Origin of the sequence: Pseudomonas parafulva, from assembly GCF_000800255.1 — a bacterium.
Classification (GTDB): Bacteria; Pseudomonadota; Gammaproteobacteria; order Pseudomonadales; family Pseudomonadaceae; genus Aquipseudomonas; species Aquipseudomonas boreofloridensis.
Genome location: NZ_CP009747.1, coordinates 1,690,719 through 1,707,041, shown reverse-complemented (window position 1 = coordinate 1,707,041; position 16,323 = coordinate 1,690,719). Strand labels below are relative to the sequence as shown.

Below are 16,323 nucleotides of genomic sequence, written 5' to 3'. Positions count from 1 at the left end.
GGTGACGGACGGCCGAACAGGACTCAGTTCACCGTTCCGGCGCCGATGTCGACGCGGGTATCTTGCCGAAGCGCCCAGCGTGAAAATCGTCGAATGCTTCGGCGATCTGCGCTTGCGTATTCATCACGAACGGCCCATAGCCAACGATGGGTTCGTCAATGGGTTCACCACTGAGCAGCAATAGCGAAACATCCTGCTGCGCCGCCACACGAACGTTTTCGCCCTCACGTGTGAGCAGCACAAGCTCGCCGTCGGCGGCTCGCTGTGAATCGTTGACGGTTAGCGCACCGTGTAACACGACCAGTGCAGCGTTGCGTCCGGTGCTGATCGGCAACTGCAGGGAAGCGCCTGCATCAAGACGGATATCCCATACATCCATGGCGGTGAATGTCCGCGCCGGGCCGCTGTATCCTTCATATTCGCCAGCAATCACGCGCAAGCTGCCGGCGCCGTGCGCCAGTGACACGCGGGGGATATCTCGGTCGAGCAAGGTCTGATAGCCCGGCGCTGCCTGCTTGTCGCGGGCGGGCAGATTGACCCACAACTGAACCATTTCCAGTGTGCCGCCCTGCCGAGCAAACGCCGGTGAATGAAACTCTTCATGAATGATCCCATCCGCCGCGGTCATCCACTGCACGTCGCCCGGGCCGATCAGTCCGCCAGCGCCCGTGGAGTCGCGGTGCTCGACCTCGCCCTGGTAGACGATGGTGACGGTCTCAAAGCCGCGGTGCGGATGCTGCCCGACACCGCGACGCGCTTCGGTGGGGGCAAATAGGTGGGGACCGGCGTAATCGAGCAGGAGAAATGGGCTGACATGCGCTGCCTGCCGATCATAGGTAAAAAGGCTGCGCACGGGAAAGCCATTGCCTACCCAGTGCGGCTGTGGGCTTCGTTGCACACTCAGAACCTGTTTCATGGGAAAACTCCTCATTTGGCTGAGGATCAGTCTACCAACCCAGGCAATGGGTAATTAGCCGCTCAAAGCAGCTTTAATAGTCCTATCAGCAGGACAATGGGCGTGAACGTGTTTCCCATATCGATCGCGAGCTCGAGCCGCGACACCGTTGCAATTGACCTCCACCTGTCCCAAGCTCTGCACTCCCGAGTTCACGGAACAGCTGATGTCCATTCGTCACCGTTACCTGATCGCGCTGCCGCTCGCGCTGGTGGTTCTGGCCGTGGCCATCCTTGTCGTGTGGCGAACTCCCGCATCCTCGCCTCCCGGCCCACCTGCCGAACGCTACGCCAAAGCGTTACGGCAGGCCCATGCCGGACTGCCAGGCGCCGCCCGGGTGCTCTATCAGCAACTCCAGCGGGACGATCTCACCCCGATCCGTCGGGCTGCGCTGTACAACGAGTTACCCAATTACCCTTCCCCCCAGGCGCTCAAGCTGGCCAAGCAGGACCTTGAACACGGTGATCCTTTGGTCCGGCGCGCAGCCATTGCCAGCATTCGACGCCTGTTGCCACCCGCCCAGCGCAGTCTGGTGCTGGGGCCGTTGCTCGAAGATGAAGAGCAAAGCGTGCGCTTCGCCGCCGTAGACGCGTTGATGGGCCTGGATCCGGACGCCATCGGCCTGTATTTCCGCCCTTTGCAATCAGCGCTCGAGCAGTACCAGCAAGCCCTCGAGCAACAGCCAGACGATGCCCAGGCCCAGACCCATCTGGCGCGGCTGTACTTGCACGAGCGAGACTTCCCAAGTGCCGAAGCCGCCCTCGCCCGCAGCCTGAGATTGGCGCCGCAAGATCCGGATGCACTGGCAACCCAGGTGCGACTGCTAGAGGCCATGGACCGGCACGATGCCTCCCGCGAAGTGCTCGCACAGGCGTTGGCACTGCGTCCAGACTCCGCATTTCTGCAGTATGAGCTCGGTCTCTGGCTGTTACGCCACGGACAACGCGAGTATGCCCTGCTTGCCCTATCGCGCGCAGTCGAACTCGAACCTGACAACGCCGACTACCGCTACACCTTGGCCATTACCCTGCATGACCTTGAACAGGTAGAGGCCGCGCAAAAGCAGCTGGAAAACCTGCTGGATCGCCAACCCGCCAATCGCCGTGCGCGGGTGCAACTGATCCGCTACTGGAAAGAGACTGGGCAATTGCAGAACGTTCAGGTGTTGCTCGCCGAACTTGAGCGGCAAAATCCCGACGATCCATACCTGCAACAGGGCTTGTAGCCCTTTCTTACAAGCACTTTGAACCCTGACGGAAAATAGGCGGTCCAGTGAGTATCGGCTCGCTGAATGCCCCATCGCATCAGGCCGCCCCACCCTCGGGAGATTGGTCTTGTCAGGTTCACTGCCCTACGACGAAAGGGCGCTCATTCTGGCGCCGCAGCACGTTGCCGCTAAGGCCTCGAAGATGCTTTCAGGCGGTGGCATCACGTGTCTGTGCACGACTGACAACCAACGTCTTGGGGTGTGGCTCAATGAGGGCGCAGCGCTGGTCTTGGTCGATGAGCAGGTGCTGTCCACTGATCAAATATCCCCACTCCAGCAGTTTGTCGACGCCCAGCCGAACTGGTCTGACTTGCCGATCTTGATGATGAAGACAGGCAGCGGCTCGGCGCTAGCACAAAGTCTTGGCAATCTGTCTTGCTTGTACCATCCCTTCGATGAGGCGCAGTTACTGAGCTTGGCTGCACAGGCAATGCGCACCCGAAAGCGTCAATATCTTGCCCGTGAGGCATTGCGCGAACTCACCGATCGGCTTGAAACCTATGCGGCGCGTGACGACAACACTCTCCAGCATAGGCGCAAAATGGATGCCATTGGTCAGCTCGCTGGTGGTTTCGCCCATGATTTCAATAACTTGCTGACCAGCATCGGGGGGAGCTTCGAACTTATCGAGCGACGATTACAAAAGGGCCGCCTCGAAGACCTGGACAAGGTTGTGCGTATGGGTCGTGAGTCGGTGGCGCGCGGGGCCAAGCTGACACACAAGTTGTTGGCATTTTCCTCTCGCCAATCGTTGCAGAAGCAAACACTCGAGCTTAATACGCTGCTTGATCCTCAGCGACTGCGTGCAATCGTGCCCGAGTGCGTTCAGCTTGTGCTGAACGTACCGGAGGATTTATGGGCCCTGCAAGCAGACGCTCAACAGTTGCAGGAATCGTTGGACAGCCTGTTATGCAACGCCTGTGAGGCCATGCCCAATGGTGGCAAGCTTACTGTCCAGGCGTGCAACGAGCACATCGATGCGCTGTGTTTTCCACAAAGCGGTCTGAGTACCGGCGATTACGTCCGCTTGAGCGTCATCGACACCGGCCAAGGCATGTCACAGATCACCCTCGATCATGCGTTCGAGCCGTTTTTCAGTACTAAACCTGTTGGCCAAGGAATAGGTCTGGGCTTGTCGATGGTGTATGGGTTCAGCCGGCAATCCCATGGATATGTCACCCTGCGCAGCCGAGTAGGTCATGGCGCTCAAATCGATCTGTACCTGCCTCGGAGCCTGGCAGCCCCCGCTCCCGCCACATTGCTCCGTCGCCCTGGCAGCACCGAGGGACCGATACTGATCGTCGAAGATGACCGCGATGTCCGCGCATTGCTCTATCAGTCCTTGACCGAAGACGGGCTTTCTTGCCTGACTGCCCACGACGCCACACAAGCGCTGCAGATGCTAGGCTCCGGCACGCAGGTGTCCCTGTTGCTCAGCGATGTTGGGCTGCCGGGGATGAGCGGCCGCCAATTGGCAGAAATCGCGCGGACGCTACGCCCAGGCCTGCCGATCTTGCTGATCACCGGCTACGCAGAGACCGCTATTTCCCGAGATGATTTTCTCGATCCGGGAATGCACCTGATGTGCAAACCGTTCGAACTGCAGCAGCTTCGTGATCAGATCCTCAAGCTGCTCGCTGACCACTGATACAGGCTACTCATCCAGCATCTGATAGACCTTGCCGACCAGGTTTTCCAGCGAAAACGGCTTGAGCATCAATGCAGTACCCGGTTTTCCAAGCAAACTGCGCTCCAGCGGTTGCTCGGTATAGCCGGTAATGAACAGCATTTTCTGTGTTGCCCTGGTCTGGCGGATCGCTTTGCCAACCTGCCGCCCACTCATGCCTCCCGGCAGACCTATATCGGTAATGACCAAGTCGTAGGGGCCGTCCTGCTCATAGCACGCCAATGCCTGCACGGCGTCACCCGCCTCGTGCACCTCGAAACCGTTATCTACCAGCACCTCTCGCATCAATGCCCTGAGATTGAGCTGATCGTCGACCAACAGTATCCGTTCCCCGTTCCCACGCTTGCGTTCACAAGCGCGTATATCGGAGTCGCTGGCCGGCAAATCACCCGGATACCGGGCAAATAGCAAAGTCACTACGGTACCGTCACTGGGACTGGACTCGATCCACACATGACCGCCTGACTGGTGGACGAACCCGTAGACCATCGCAAGCCCCAGCCCAGAGCCCCGACCTTTCGGTTTGGTGGTGAAAAACGGCTCGAACGCGCGGCTGAGGATCTCTGCCGGCATGCCGGTACCCCCGTCTTCGACAAGAATGGCGACATAGTCTCCGGCCGGTATGCTTTCTCCATGCAGCGTCCGAGCCGGCAAGCGCTCGTTCGACGTGCGAACGGTCAGCACGCCCTGCTCAGCCGCCGCATCCCGCGCGTTGCTGCACAAATGCAGCATGGCGATCTCCAACTGGGCGCAGTCCACCCGTATTGGCCAGGGCGCAACATCCAATTGCCAGTGAACGTCGAAATCCGGGCCTAGCGCCTGATGCACGAGCGGTTTCAATTCCAGCAGCAGGGTATTGACGTTCACCGGGCGCGGCTGCAACGGCTGGCTTCGGGCAAAGGCCAGCAGCCGGTGCGTAAGGGCCATGGCACGCTGCACTGAGTCGCGCGCGACGTGGACGTACTCGTCGATGCGCTCCATTCGACCTTGGCCCATCCGTCGCTGGAGCAACTCCAAGCTCCCACCGACGCCGGCCAGCAGATTGTTCATTTCGTGGGCCATTCCACCTGCCAGTTGGCCCACGATTTCCATGCGCTGATTGTCACGGAGCAGGCCTTCGGCCTCGCGTACGATACTGGAGCGCTCCTGGGTGATATCACGCCCAACTGCCACCAGGACGTCCCCTTGTGAGCGGGCGCTCCAGCACATCCAGCAATAATGTCCATCTCTGTGCTTGAGCCGAGACTCGACTTCATGGACCGCCTTTCCCTGTAGCAAGTCGGTGATGGCCAACCTGACCTCCGCGCGATCACCGGGATGAACCAAGTCCACCAGGGCAACAGTATCCATGCCCTGCACGTCCCATCCCAGTACCCGTTGCCAGGCTTCATTCGCAGCCAGCAGCGTAAGCTCACGGCTGACGACGACCATCGCATCGCGCGCCATTCGCCAAAGATGATCGCTGCTGGGCAGATATTGCCCCACCTGATGCTCGAAACCCTGCGCCTGCTCGCGCCACTGCCTGACCTGCTCCATGCTGGCGGTGTTGTCGATCGCCGTGTGCAGGAGCCCGGCCACTGCACCTTGCTCGTCACGCAGTGGTGCGTAGCCAAAGGCGAACCAGGCAGGCCCATCATGTTCATGGCTGTTCAGCTGAATGGGTGCATCAATGAAATTCGCACGCCCCTCCAGTGCCTGGAAGACCCAGGGGCCGATACGCGGCCACTCCTCGTGCCACAACAGATCAAAGCGCATGCCGAGTGATTGCTTGACACCGGGCAGAAGCGCCATGTAGCTGCGGTTAGGTATCAGCGTGAGTGCTCGACCCCATACCAATGCACACGGAAATGGCGACAAAAGCATGATATCCACCGCCACTCGCAGTGACGGCGGCCATTGCGTCAAGGCACCGAGCGGTGTCGGCCCCCAGTCGAAACGCGTGATGTGTTCGCCCGCCATTTGTGCAGAACAGGAAGCTGCCGCTAGGTGAATCACCTGTGTAGCACCCATACGAGCCGCTTTGCCAGCATTCACGGAACAGACTCCCGTTCTAGCATGACGACGAAGATGGAGTAGCGGAGCAGAGTTTCCGGGTCCATGGCAACTCCTGGGCAGTATTGAGGTGGGTTTGAGCCTAGCACATGGATCGCCAGTGCCGCCTGGCAGACGCGCATCCACCGTTGGCTCGGGGGGTAGGCGTAATCAATCCCACGCCTTGAGCATGCCTTGCTTCATACGCTACAGATATGACCTACAGCGTGGCCCCAGACACAGCCTTAGGCTCTTGGAGTCCTCCACTATCGGATTAGGAAATCAATGAGCATATCAAGGCATCCAAAGCATCAAAGCCGTCGCATGGTCGCTCTGGCGATCGCACTGCTGATCGGTGCTGCGCCACTGATCTCTGGGCTGCTCGTCATGGACTATCAATTGAATAAACGCTTGGAGCAAAGCGCGAAGATCGCCGTAGACGAAGCATTGTTCACGTTCGACCGTCTGTTCGATGGTCTGCGCGCCGCAGCAGTACTCGCCCTGCCGTCAGGGACAAAACCCTGCCAGGACATTCAGAACAGACTCGCCGCCCAGGTCGCAGGCAACCCTAGACTGCAATCGCTGATCGTCAATCAGGGCGCGGGGCGAATATGCCGCAGCATGGAGACCATGGAACTTCCCGACTTTGCCCCGGACCAGACCCTCCGGTTGATCTTCGATTCGACCGCGATACCCGATGGCGCACTGGTCGCCTATCGCTTGGTCAACGGCGACCGCTCAGTCGTCGCCACAACCTATGGACTGGAAATACGCAACGAACTACGCGCTTTCAAAAATGGCCTGCGTCTGATCGTTGAAATCGGCGATCAGTACATTTGGACAGAGGGCGACAGCCGTGAGCAAATACGCCCCTCAATGTCGGAGTTCTTGGAAGGCGGTGTTTCCAAGAAGTACGGATACCGAATAAAAGTCGGCTATCCGCAGGGCTTCACTGCCGCGGAAGCACGCCAGGCAAGAAACAGCGTGCTCCCCTCACTGGTGCTGATCAGTGCACTCACTTCTGCCGTCGTGATCTGGAGCTTGCGTAATCGAAGGGTCAACATCGACGGTAAAACCGCCAATCGGCGACCGGCGGCTTGACCCGACACGTGTGATCACTCGGCGCTCAGCACGCCTCGACGAACCTGATCACGCTCGATGGATTCAAAGAGCGCTTTGAAGTTTCCTTCTCCGAAACCATCATCTCCCTTGCGCTGGATGAACTCGAAGAACACGGGCCCCATCAGGGTTTCGGAGAAAATCTGGAGCAACAGGCGCTTATCTCCCGACACCGATGCGCCGTCGAGGAGAATACCTCGAGCTTTGAGTTGATCGACCGGTTCGCCATGCCCTGGAAGACGCTCCTCGAGCATTTCGTAGTAGGTCTGGGGAGGTGGCGTCATGAAGCGCATGCCAATGCCTTTCAGGGCATCCCATGTTTTGAGCAGATCGTCGGTGAGGAAGGCAACATGCTGAATGCCCTCTCCGTTGAACTGCATGAGGAATTCCTCGATCTGTCCGGAGCCCTTGGAAGACTCCTCGTTGAGCGGAATGCGAATCATGCCATCAGGTGCGGTCATGGCCTTGGAAGTGAGGCCGGTGTACTCGCCCTTGATGTCGAAGTAGCGAATTTCCCGGAAATTGAACAGCTTTTCGTAAAAACCGGCCCAATAGGCCATGCGCCCGCGATAGACATTGTGAGTCAAGTGATCGATCACCTGCAGTCCCGCCCCAACCGGATTACGATCGACACCCTCGATGAAGTTGAAGTCGATATCGTAGATCGAGCTGCCCTCTTCGAAGCGGTCGATCAGGTACAGCGGTGCACCACCGATACCCTTGATCGCCGGTAGGCGCAACTCCATGGGGCCGGTTTCGATCTCAACCGGCTGCGCGCCGAGCTCCAACGCTCTAGCGTAAGCGTCGTGCGCGTTGCGCACGCGAAACGCCATGCCGCATACCGACGGGCCATGCTCGGCAGCGAAGTACGCCGCGATGCTCTTGGGCTCATTGTTGAGAATCAGATTGATGCCGCCCTGGCGGTACAGGTGCACCTCTTTGGAACGGTGGGTAGCCACCTTGGTGAAGCCCAATGCTTGGAACACGGGCTCAAGAACGCCAGGGGTGGGGGAAGCGAACTCGATGAACTCGAAGCCCATCAGGCCCATCGGGTTTTCGAAAAGATCTGCCATGTCGTTATCCTCAGCGGTAACAGAATGAATATGCTCGAATGCGTGGGATGTCAGACAGGACAGGCGGCGAGCAGGGAATTCCCCTGACGCTGCGGGCGAGAAAATCACCGATGAGAAGCTTGAACCCGTGATACGCCATAGCAATGTTCTCGGCTGGGTCGGTTCCCCAAAACGGGAAACCTTATTCTTGTATTCGTAACTTGATTCTACAGGGCGTAATTTCCTTTGTCGCGCACTCGTTCAGTGTGCGGGCGTATCACCGACTATTCTTGTGCTGTCGGCAGCCACTCACCTCCAGACTCACATGCCTCTCACGCTTGAACGTCAACGTCATCCAACCTGGCGGGCTGTACTTCCTTGGGCGGTTGGCGCGCTGCCGCTGCTGTGCGGATTGGTACTGCTAGAGTGGCAAGTCGAGCGTAACCTGCACGAGCGCAGCGTGGCCACGGCACGACAGGTGGTCAATCATGTCGAACGCATTCTCGACAGCGTGTCGGCCGCAGCGAAGATCCTGGCACCGCTGGCAGGCCGCCCTTGCGCAGAGGTGACGCTCGCACTGCGCGAGCAGGTGACGCGCAACGCGTTCATCCGCTCGACCAACCTGTTCGCCAACGACATACTTTATTGCTCGTCCCTGTTTGGCGCCATTCATGAGCCGGTCGAAGCGATGCGCTACATCGAGGGCCAACTGTGGTTGATGGATGGAAACACGGTCACGCCCGACCACGCGCTGCTGGTCTATCGAACCCACCAGGCTGGGCGTGGCGTTCTGCTCACGGTGGATGGGGATCACCTCATTACCGCCTTGCAGTTGATTGCCAATGACGAAGCCCTGCAGATTCAGGTCGGCACGCACTGGATGGGTGCCGACGGTCGGGTGCACCTCTCAAAGCCGCTTTTGACAGGCAGCACGCCAATATCGCTGTATTCCTCCCGCTATCCGTTCGGTGTACATGGCGGCTATCGCGCACATCAATCGCTGCGCACGCTCTACAGCCACTATCCAGCGCTGCTCGCCCTGCTGTGTGTCATCGGCACATTTATCGGCATGACCTGCCATTGGCAACTGCGCCGGGCGTCCTCGTCACGCAGCGAATTGGACAGGGCGCTGCAGGCCGACGAGTTCACCCCGTATTTCCAGCCCGTGGTGCGCACAAGCGACTATCGTTGGGCCGGGGCTGAAGTGCTGATGCGCTGGCAGCACCCGCGCGAGGGGCTGGTGCCCCCTGACCTGTTCATCCCTTATGCCGAGCACAGCGGGCAGATCGTACCCATGACTCGCGCGTTGATGCTGCGCACCGCCCGAGGTCTGGCGCCTTATGCAGCCTTCATGGATGAAGGCTTTCACATCGGCATCAACATCACCGCCGATCATTGCCAGGACTTCACCCTGCTCGACGAGTGTCGCGCCTTTCTCGGCTTCTTTCCCCCCGGACGGGTGCTGCTGACGCTGGAACTGACCGAACGCAAGCTGCTCGAAGTCACGCCGATGACCCTCGAACTGTTCGAGAAACTCCACCAGATGGGCGTAAAGATCGCCTTGGACGACTTCGGCACCGGGCAATCCAGCCTGAGCTACCTGCGTCAGTTCAACATCGATTATCTGAAAATTGATCAGAGCTTCGTCGCCATGATCGGCGGCGACGCGCTCTCGCAGCACATCCTCGACACCATCATCGAGCTCTCGCGCAAGCTGGATCTGGCGGTGGTCGCTGAAGGGGTGGAAACCGAGGCGCAGCGGGATTACCTGGCACGACATCAGGTCGATCTGCAGCAAGGTTACCTGCATGCCAGGCCCATGCCACTGGAGGCCTTCATCCAGGCACTCGCCGCACGTTCCTCAAGCGGCCGGTTGCCCCCGGACACCCCCGCTGCCATCATGCCCGGTTGATCGGTCCGTCCACTCTCCAGCTATCGAGGCTTTCGTGTCAAAAGGCATCATCTCGTCCGTCATGGCGTCCTGTCTGTTCGCCGTGATGTATTTCTACACCTCCCTGCTTGCTCCGCTCGACGGCGAGGAAATTTTTGGCTGGCGAACGTTGCTGACCCTGCCGTGCCTGACCCTGTTCATGCTGCTGAGCAAGGACTGGCGCCATGTCGGCGAACTGTTGACACGGATCCGCCAGACACCCGCCCTGCTGCTCGGCATGATCGGCACTTCATCGCTGCTGGGCATCCAGTTGTGGCTATTCCTGTGGGCACCGCTGCATGGGCGCAGTCTGGAAGTATCGATGGGCTACTTCCTACTGCCCCTGGCAATGGTGCTCACGGGCAGAGTGGTCTATGGCGAACGTCTCTCACGCCTGCAAAAACTGGCCGTGGGCTGCGCTGCCCTAGGCGTTGGCCACGAGTTGTACCAGCATGGCAGCTTCGCCTGGGAAACCTTGTTGGTGGTGGTGGGCTACCCGATTTACTTCGTCCTGCGCCGACGCTGCCGCACCGACCACCTGGGCGGTTTGTGGTGCGACATGTGCCTGCTGCTGCCCTGGGCCCTGTACTTCGTGATCGAGGGCCCCCTGACAACGGCCGACCTGGCCGCCCATCCTGGATTGTATGGGCTGATTCCCCTGCTCGGTGCGATCAGCGCCTCGGCGCTGATCGTCTACGTGCTGGCCAGCCGCTTACTGCCCTTTGGCCTGTTCGGTTTGCTCAGCTACGTCGAACCGGTGCTGCTGGTTGGCGTGGCACTGCTGCTGGGCGAAACCATCACCTCGGATCAGTGGCTGACCTATCTGCCGATCTGGGCCGCCGTACTGGTCCTGGTGCTCGAGGGCATCAAGCACCTGCGTCAGCGTCGGCGGGCGGTGTAAGGCGCACCTGGCGCACCCGGCGCTCCTGCACCGCCATCACCGTCATGCGCCAGCCATTGCAGTCGAGCTGATCGCCGACCATCGGCAGGCGGTCGAGCAGGCTCATCACCAGTCCGGCGAGGGTCTGGTAATCCTCGGTGGCGCGGGCGGCGAAGCCGGTTCGCGCCTGCACCTGGGTCAGGTTCAGCGCCCCGTTGACGACGAACCCATCGACCTCCTGGACGATCTCCGGCCCGGCCACCTCACTGGCATCGGGAAGCTCACCGGCGATCGACTCAAGAATGTCGGTCATGGTCAGCACGCCGGTGAAATCACCGAATTCGTTGATCACGAACGCGATGTGCGTCGACTGTCCGCGCATCTGCTCCAGCGCATTGAGAATGCTGAAGCTCTCCAGCAGGTTCAGCGGCTGGCGCACCATACGCTCAAGGTCCGGGGTACTACCGGTCAGCAATTCCTTGAGCAACTCCTTCTTGTGAATGAAGCCCAGAGGCTCGTCGATGCGACCGTCACGAATCAGCGGCAGCCGTGAGTAAGGCGAGTTGATCAGCGTCTGCGTGATCATCTCGGCCGACTGCGCCAGGTCCAGCGCATCGACTTCGGTGCGCACGGTCATCACGGTCCGGATCGGCCGCTCGGCGAGGTTCAGCACACCGCTGATCATCACGCGCTCGCGGCGGTCGAACAGCACCTGTTCTTCACCGCCTTCGACCAGGTCGGCGATCTCCTCGCCCAGTTCGTCAGCCTCGACACGACGCCCGCCCAGCAGGCGCAGCACCGCGTGGGCGGTGCGCTCGCGCAGCGGGCGGTGCTGTTGCAGGCTGCGCTTGCGACGAGCCCGGGCCAGTTGGTTGAACGCCTCGATCAGGATCGAGAAACCGATCGCCGCATACAGATAGCCCTTGGGAATGTGGAAGCCCAGGCCTTCGGCGGTCAGGCTGAAGCCGATCATCATCAAGAAGCCCAGGCACAGCATGATGACCGTCGGGTGGGCGTTGACGAAACGGGTCAGCGGCTTGCTGGCCACGATCATGATGCCGATGGAGAAGATCACTGCGATCATCATCACCGACAGATGCTCGACCATGCCCACGGCGGTGATCACCGCATCCAGCGAGAACACCGCGTCCAGCACCACGATCTGCGCGACGATCGGCCAGAAAGCCGCGTGACGTGCACCCGCACTGCTTTGGGCGACATGCCCTTCAAGGCGCTCGTGCAGCTCCATGGTGGCTTTGAACAGCAGGAATACGCCGCCAAACAGCATGATCAGATCTCGACCTGAGAAGCTCTTGCCCCATACCTCGAACAGCGGCGCAGTGAGCGTCACCATCCACGAGATCGAGGCCAGCAGGCCAAGGCGCATCACCAATGCCAGCGTCAAACCAATCACCCGGGCGCGGTCACGCTGATGCGGGGGCAGTTTGTCGGCCAAGATGGCAATGAACACCAGGTTATCGATACCCAGCACCAGTTCGAGCACGATGAGTGTCAGCAGGCCCAGCCAGGCCGTGGGGTCAGCTAGCCATTCCATCAGCAGGTACTCTCGGGGAACGCGTCAGGACGACGCATGAAGGGCGGCCGGGACGGCCAGGGACTGGGGGGCTCCGCGAAGGTGCTCATAAGGGCCTTAAGTGTAATTTGGGATGTCGATCCTACAATCGAAGCAGGTTTTTCTGACAGCGGGAAACTATTACAAAAACTGTAACCGGTCGCTGAGCACTTTCGTTCAATACGCCGCAGTGCCCCCTGCAAGAGCATGGCCGCTTCATAGAACAACGAGGACGCCTTCCATGAGCCTGTCACTGTCCATGGCCGCTTTCGCCTTGGCCGCTTCGATTTCCCCAGGCCCTGTCAACATCGTCGCGCTGGGCAGCGGCGCGCGACACGGTCTGCGGGCCAGCCTGGGACACGCCGCCGGTGCCAGCCTGGGCTTTTGCCTGTTGCTTGTGCTGATCGGCCTGGGCCTGCACGAACTGCTGCTGCGTTGGCCACTGCTCAATCGTCTGCTGCACTGGGGCGGTGTGCTGTTCTTGCTGTACATGGCCTGGAAGCTGGCCAGCGACAGGGGCGAGTTGCACACTGGGCACCAGAGCCAGGCACCTTCGGCTTGGCACGGCGCGGTGATGCAGTGGCTCAATCCCAAGGCATGGCTGGCCTCGGTGGCCGGTATCGGCGCCTATACTGGCGGCGATCACCAGTTGCTGTGGCTGTTCACCTGGCTGTACGCGCCCATTTGCTTTGTGTCGGTCGCCAGTTGGGCCTGGGCGGGCAGCATGATCAGCCATTACTTGGGCAATGCCCGGAACATGCGCCTGTTCAATCGGCTACTGGCGGGCTTGCTGGTGGTCAGCGCGGCGTATCTGATGCTGGCCTGAAGGGCTGGATCACCGACCGCTGCGGTAATGCCCAGGCGTTGCCGCCAGGTGTTGTTTGAAGGCGCGCTGCAAATGCGCCTGATCGGCGAACCCGGCTTCCAGCGCCACTTCGGCGATGCCCCGCCCCCGACGCAGCTCAGCCCGCGCATGCTGCACACGCTGATCGATCAGGTAACCATGCGGGGTGAGGCCGAAGCGACGGCGGAAGGCACGAATCAGATAGGCCCGCGACAATCCCGCTGCCGCGCAGATGTCTTCGAGGCTCAACGGATCGAGCCGATGGGCGCGAATAAAGGCCGCTGCGGTTTCCAATTGGGGATGAGCCGATAGCGGCCGTGGCTTGGGCACCTCCAGATACACCGGCAACGCACTGAAGAACGTCTTCAGCATTGCCTCGGCATTCACGGTGTGACCGTCGAACAGTTGCCCGAACACCTCAAGCAAGTGCCCATAGAGACGGGGACAATCACTCCACGTCGCCACTGGCAGCACGAACCCCTGGGCCTGCAGCCAGGGCAGATCCACATACAGCATCAGGTACGACCACTGCTCATCGGCGATGGGGTTGCACGCATGGACTGCACCCGGGTTCATCAGGACGGTGGCACCCGCTGCCAGTTCTCGCCATTGGTGACCATTGAGATAGGTACTGCGCCCACCTGTCACCACGCCGATGGAAAAGCTCTCATGGGAATGCGGGCCATAGCAGACTTCACGACCATCCCCGACCCGCCGCGCTTCGACGAAGGGCAGTGCTGAATCGCGCCAGAATTGCGAGTGGGTGCTCATACCCACTTCCCAAGGTCGCCCGGCAGGGCTGTGCAACCTGGGAACGTGACCACACCACCCTTGCGGGACCGGCGATACAGGGTTTGAGATCTGATCATGGCAGAACAGTCGGAAGGCTCATGGATTGGCACAGCATAAGCTTTTAGCTGGCAATGTCACCTCCCCCCTTGGTGTCAGGCCGGCGCGGTCATGCCGATGAAGTGAGCCAATTCCGGCGTCCTCGGCGCGGCGAACAGCGCTTCGGGATCGCCCACCTCGTGCACCTTGCCCTGGTGCATGAATACCAGTTTGTCGCCCACTTCCCGAGCGAAGCGCATCTCGTGGGTGACCATGACCAGGGTCATGCCCTCGCGGGCCAACTGGCGCACCACACCTAGCACCTCGCTCACCAACTCCGGATCCAGCGCCGAGGTGATCTCGTCGCACAGCAGCACCTTGGGCGACATCGCCAGGGCCCGGGCGATGGCCACCCGCTGCTGCTGTCCGCCGGAAAGACGATCCGGATAGGCGTCGAACTTCTCGGCAAGGCCGACCCGAGCCAGCATCTGCCGGGCCAACGCCTGTGCCTCGGCTTTGCCGGCCTTCTTCACCACTTGCGGTGCCAGCATCACGTTCTCACCGACCGTCAGGTGTGGGAACAGGTTGAATTGCTGGAACACCATGCCCACCTTCTGGCGCAGTGCGCGCAAATCGGCGCGACTGGCATCGAGGTATTCGCCATCCACTTCGATCACCCCGTCACTGATCGATTCCAGACCATTGAGGGTCCGCAGGAAGGTGCTCTTGCCCGAGCCGCTGCGGCCGATGATGGCCACCACTTCACCTTCTTCGATGCTCAGGTCGACGCCCTTGAGCACATGATTGTCACCGTAATACTTGTGCAGCGCGGACACTCTAAGCAGCGGCATGCAGCCTCCTTTCAAGGTAGCGGGCGCTCAGCGAGAGCGGATAACAGAGGATGAAGTAGCCGAGCGCGACCAGGCCGTAGACCATGAACGGCTCGAAGGTGGCGTTGGCGATCATGCCGCCGGTCTTGGTCAGCTCGGTGAAGCCGATGATCGAGGTTACGGCGGTGCCTTTGACCACCTGCACCGAGAAGCCCACGGTCGGCGCAACGGCGATACGCAGGGCCTGCGGCAGGATCACGTGGCGCAGTTGCTCCAGACGGCTCAGCGCCAGGCTTTCGCTGGCTTCCCACTGCCCTTGCGGGATCGATTCCACGCAGCCGCGCCAGATCTCGGCGAGAAATGCACTGGTGAACAGGGTCAGCGCGATAGCCGCCGCTGCCCAGGCCGACACATCGACACCGAACAACGCAATGCCGAAGAACACCATGAACAGCTGCATCAACAACGGCGTGCCCTGAAACAGTTCGATGTAGGCACGCGCCAGCCGCCGTGGCAGTGCGCGCTCGGAGATCCGTCCGATCAGCACCAACAGTCCGGCAAGCCCGCCGCAGACGAAGGCCACCAGCGATAACGCCAGGGTCCACTGCAACCCCACCAGCAAGTTGCGCACGATGTCCCAGAAGGTGAAATCCATTCAGCGTTTCCCCATCAGCAGACGCTGGCCGAGCCAGTTGAGCAGTTGGCGCACAACGATGGCCATCAGCAAATACAAGGCGGTGGTCAGCAGGTAAGTTTCAAAGGCGCGGAAGTTGCGCGACTGGATGAAGTTGGCGGCGAACGACAGCTCCTCGGTAGCAATCTGCGAACAGACCGCCGATCCGAGCATGACGATCACGATCTGACTGGTGAGCGCCGGCCAGACCTTGGCCAGGGCCGGGAGCAGCACCACGTGGCGGAACGCCTCGAAGCGACTCATGGCCAGCGCTGCCGCAGCCTCCAACTGCCCCTTGGGGATCGCCTGGATGCCGGCGCGAATGATCTCGGTGCTGTAGGCGCCGAGGTTGACCACCATGGCCAGCACCGCGGCTTCCCACTCGTTCAGGCGAACACCCAGTGCCGGCAGACCGAAGAAGATAAAGAACAGTTGAACGATGAACGGCGTGTTGCGGATCAGTTCCACGTACACACCGAACAGCAGGTCGAACGGGCGCAGGCGCCAGGCCCGCACGCCTGCACCGACCACACCGATGGCAAGGCCAAGCACCGTACCGATGGCGGTCAGCTCCAGGGTGAACAGTGCGCCCTTGAGCAGCAGGTCGCTCTGGGCGAGCACGGGCGCGAAGTCGAATTGATAGGCCATGTCCGA

The 16,323-nt window shown here is 60.6% G+C and carries 14 protein-coding genes; 6 read left to right on the top strand and 8 right to left on the bottom strand.

The annotated features are described in order from the left end of the window. Positions 1-28 precede the first annotated feature (28 nt). Positions 29-916, bottom strand: coding sequence for a pirin family protein (locus NJ69_RS07490; protein WP_039577658.1), 888 nt, complete (start codon positions 914-916; stop codon positions 29-31). A 205-nt stretch (positions 917-1,121) separates the two neighbouring features. Between NJ69_RS07490 and NJ69_RS07485 the strand changes: the two genes are divergently transcribed. Together NJ69_RS07485 and NJ69_RS07480 are read left to right on the top strand one after the other, a co-directional pair. Continuing rightward, positions 1,122-2,180, top strand: coding sequence for a tetratricopeptide repeat protein (locus NJ69_RS07485; protein ID WP_039577656.1), 1,059 nt, complete (start codon positions 1,122-1,124; stop codon positions 2,178-2,180). A gap of 109 nt (positions 2,181-2,289) precedes the next feature. Beyond that, positions 2,290-3,870, top strand: coding sequence for a response regulator (locus tag NJ69_RS07480; RefSeq protein ID WP_039577653.1), 1,581 nt, complete (start codon positions 2,290-2,292; stop codon positions 3,868-3,870). A 6-nt stretch (positions 3,871-3,876) separates the two neighbouring features. Here NJ69_RS07480 and NJ69_RS07475 read toward each other — a convergent pair whose 3' ends face one another. Further along, positions 3,877-5,943 (bottom strand): ATP-binding protein, encoded by a 2,067-nt coding sequence (locus NJ69_RS07475; protein ID WP_245219520.1) that lies wholly within the window; start codon positions 5,941-5,943, stop codon positions 3,877-3,879. 321 nt (positions 5,944-6,264) lie between these two features. Between NJ69_RS07475 and NJ69_RS07470 the strand changes: the two genes are divergently transcribed. Then, a complete protein-coding gene (locus NJ69_RS07470) occupies positions 6,265-7,041 on the top strand; it encodes a CSS-motif domain-containing protein (RefSeq protein ID WP_052192035.1) in 777 nt (258 codons plus the stop codon). A 14-nt stretch (positions 7,042-7,055) separates the two neighbouring features. Here the strand turns inward: NJ69_RS07470 and hppD are convergent, their stop codons facing one another. Beyond that, positions 7,056-8,132 carry a 4-hydroxyphenylpyruvate dioxygenase gene (hppD, locus tag NJ69_RS07465; RefSeq protein ID WP_029612588.1) on the bottom strand — a complete coding sequence of 359 codons (1,077 nt, stop codon included), beginning with the start codon at positions 8,130-8,132 and terminating at the stop codon, positions 7,056-7,058. Positions 8,133-8,436: 304 nt separating this feature from the next. Here hppD and NJ69_RS07460 point away from each other — a divergent pair, with 304 nt between their 5' ends. Together NJ69_RS07460 and rarD are read left to right on the top strand one after the other, a co-directional pair. Next, positions 8,437-10,023 carry an EAL domain-containing protein gene (locus NJ69_RS07460; RefSeq protein WP_039577647.1) on the top strand — a complete coding sequence of 529 codons (1,587 nt, stop codon included), beginning with the start codon at positions 8,437-8,439 and terminating at the stop codon, positions 10,021-10,023. A 34-nt stretch (positions 10,024-10,057) separates the two neighbouring features. After that, a complete protein-coding gene (gene rarD / locus NJ69_RS07455; RefSeq protein WP_039577644.1) occupies positions 10,058-10,942 on the top strand; it encodes an EamA family transporter RarD in 885 nt (294 codons plus the stop codon). Here rarD and NJ69_RS07450 read toward each other — a convergent pair. Continuing rightward, complete coding sequence (locus tag NJ69_RS07450) at positions 10,908-12,476, bottom strand: TerC family protein (protein WP_039577642.1); 1,569 nt, start codon at positions 12,474-12,476, stop codon at positions 10,908-10,910. The genes rarD and NJ69_RS07450 overlap by 35 nt on opposite strands. 259 nt (positions 12,477-12,735) lie before the next feature. On the opposite strand from NJ69_RS07450, the gene NJ69_RS07445 reads away from it, so the two are divergent. Next, a complete protein-coding gene (locus NJ69_RS07445) occupies positions 12,736-13,320 on the top strand; it encodes a LysE family translocator (protein WP_029612585.1) in 585 nt (194 codons plus the stop codon). Positions 13,321-13,329: 9 nt separating this feature from the next. Here NJ69_RS07445 and NJ69_RS07440 read toward each other — a convergent pair whose 3' ends face one another. From NJ69_RS07440 to NJ69_RS07425, 4 genes are all read right to left on the bottom strand, one after another. Beyond that, positions 13,330-14,109 (bottom strand): AraC family transcriptional regulator, encoded by a 780-nt coding sequence (locus NJ69_RS07440; RefSeq protein WP_039577641.1) that lies wholly within the window; start codon positions 14,107-14,109, stop codon positions 13,330-13,332. Between the two features lie 173 nt (positions 14,110-14,282). Further along, positions 14,283-15,017, bottom strand: coding sequence for an amino acid ABC transporter ATP-binding protein (locus tag NJ69_RS07435; protein WP_039577638.1), 735 nt, complete (start codon positions 15,015-15,017; stop codon positions 14,283-14,285). Then, positions 15,004-15,651 (bottom strand): amino acid ABC transporter permease, encoded by a 648-nt coding sequence (locus NJ69_RS07430; RefSeq protein WP_029612583.1) that lies wholly within the window; start codon positions 15,649-15,651, stop codon positions 15,004-15,006. Before NJ69_RS07430 ends, NJ69_RS07435 begins: the two co-directional genes overlap by 14 nt. After that, positions 15,652-16,317 carry an amino acid ABC transporter permease gene (locus NJ69_RS07425; RefSeq protein ID WP_039577635.1) on the bottom strand — a complete coding sequence of 222 codons (666 nt, stop codon included), beginning with the start codon at positions 16,315-16,317 and terminating at the stop codon, positions 15,652-15,654. Between the last annotated feature and the right edge of the window lie 6 nt (positions 16,318-16,323).

Bases quoted from the DNA above. Each gene is read 5' to 3' on its own strand.
- NJ69_RS07490 (WP_039577658.1), bottom strand. From the start codon at position 916: ATGAAACAGGTTCTGAGTGTGCAACGAAGCCCACAGCCGCACTGGGTA.
- NJ69_RS07485 (WP_039577656.1), top strand. From the start codon at position 1,122: ATGTCCATTCGTCACCGTTACCTGATCGCGCTGCCGCTCGCGCTGGTG.
- NJ69_RS07470 (WP_052192035.1), top strand. From the start codon at position 6,265: ATGGTCGCTCTGGCGATCGCACTGCTGATCGGTGCTGCGCCACTGATC.
- hppD (WP_029612588.1), bottom strand. From the start codon at position 8,132: ATGGCAGATCTTTTCGAAAACCCGATGGGCCTGATGGGCTTCGAGTTC.
- NJ69_RS07460 (WP_039577647.1), top strand. From the start codon at position 8,437: ATGCCTCTCACGCTTGAACGTCAACGTCATCCAACCTGGCGGGCTGTA.
- NJ69_RS07450 (WP_039577642.1), bottom strand. From the start codon at position 12,476: ATGGAATGGCTAGCTGACCCCACGGCCTGGCTGGGCCTGCTGACACTC.
- NJ69_RS07445 (WP_029612585.1), top strand. From the start codon at position 12,736: ATGAGCCTGTCACTGTCCATGGCCGCTTTCGCCTTGGCCGCTTCGATT.
- NJ69_RS07440 (WP_039577641.1), bottom strand. From the start codon at position 14,109: ATGAGCACCCACTCGCAATTCTGGCGCGATTCAGCACTGCCCTTCGTC.
- NJ69_RS07435 (WP_039577638.1), bottom strand. From the start codon at position 15,017: ATGCCGCTGCTTAGAGTGTCCGCGCTGCACAAGTATTACGGTGACAAT.
- NJ69_RS07430 (WP_029612583.1), bottom strand. From the start codon at position 15,651: ATGGATTTCACCTTCTGGGACATCGTGCGCAACTTGCTGGTGGGGTTG.
- NJ69_RS07425 (WP_039577635.1), bottom strand. From the start codon at position 16,317: ATGGCCTATCAATTCGACTTCGCGCCCGTGCTCGCCCAGAGCGACCTG.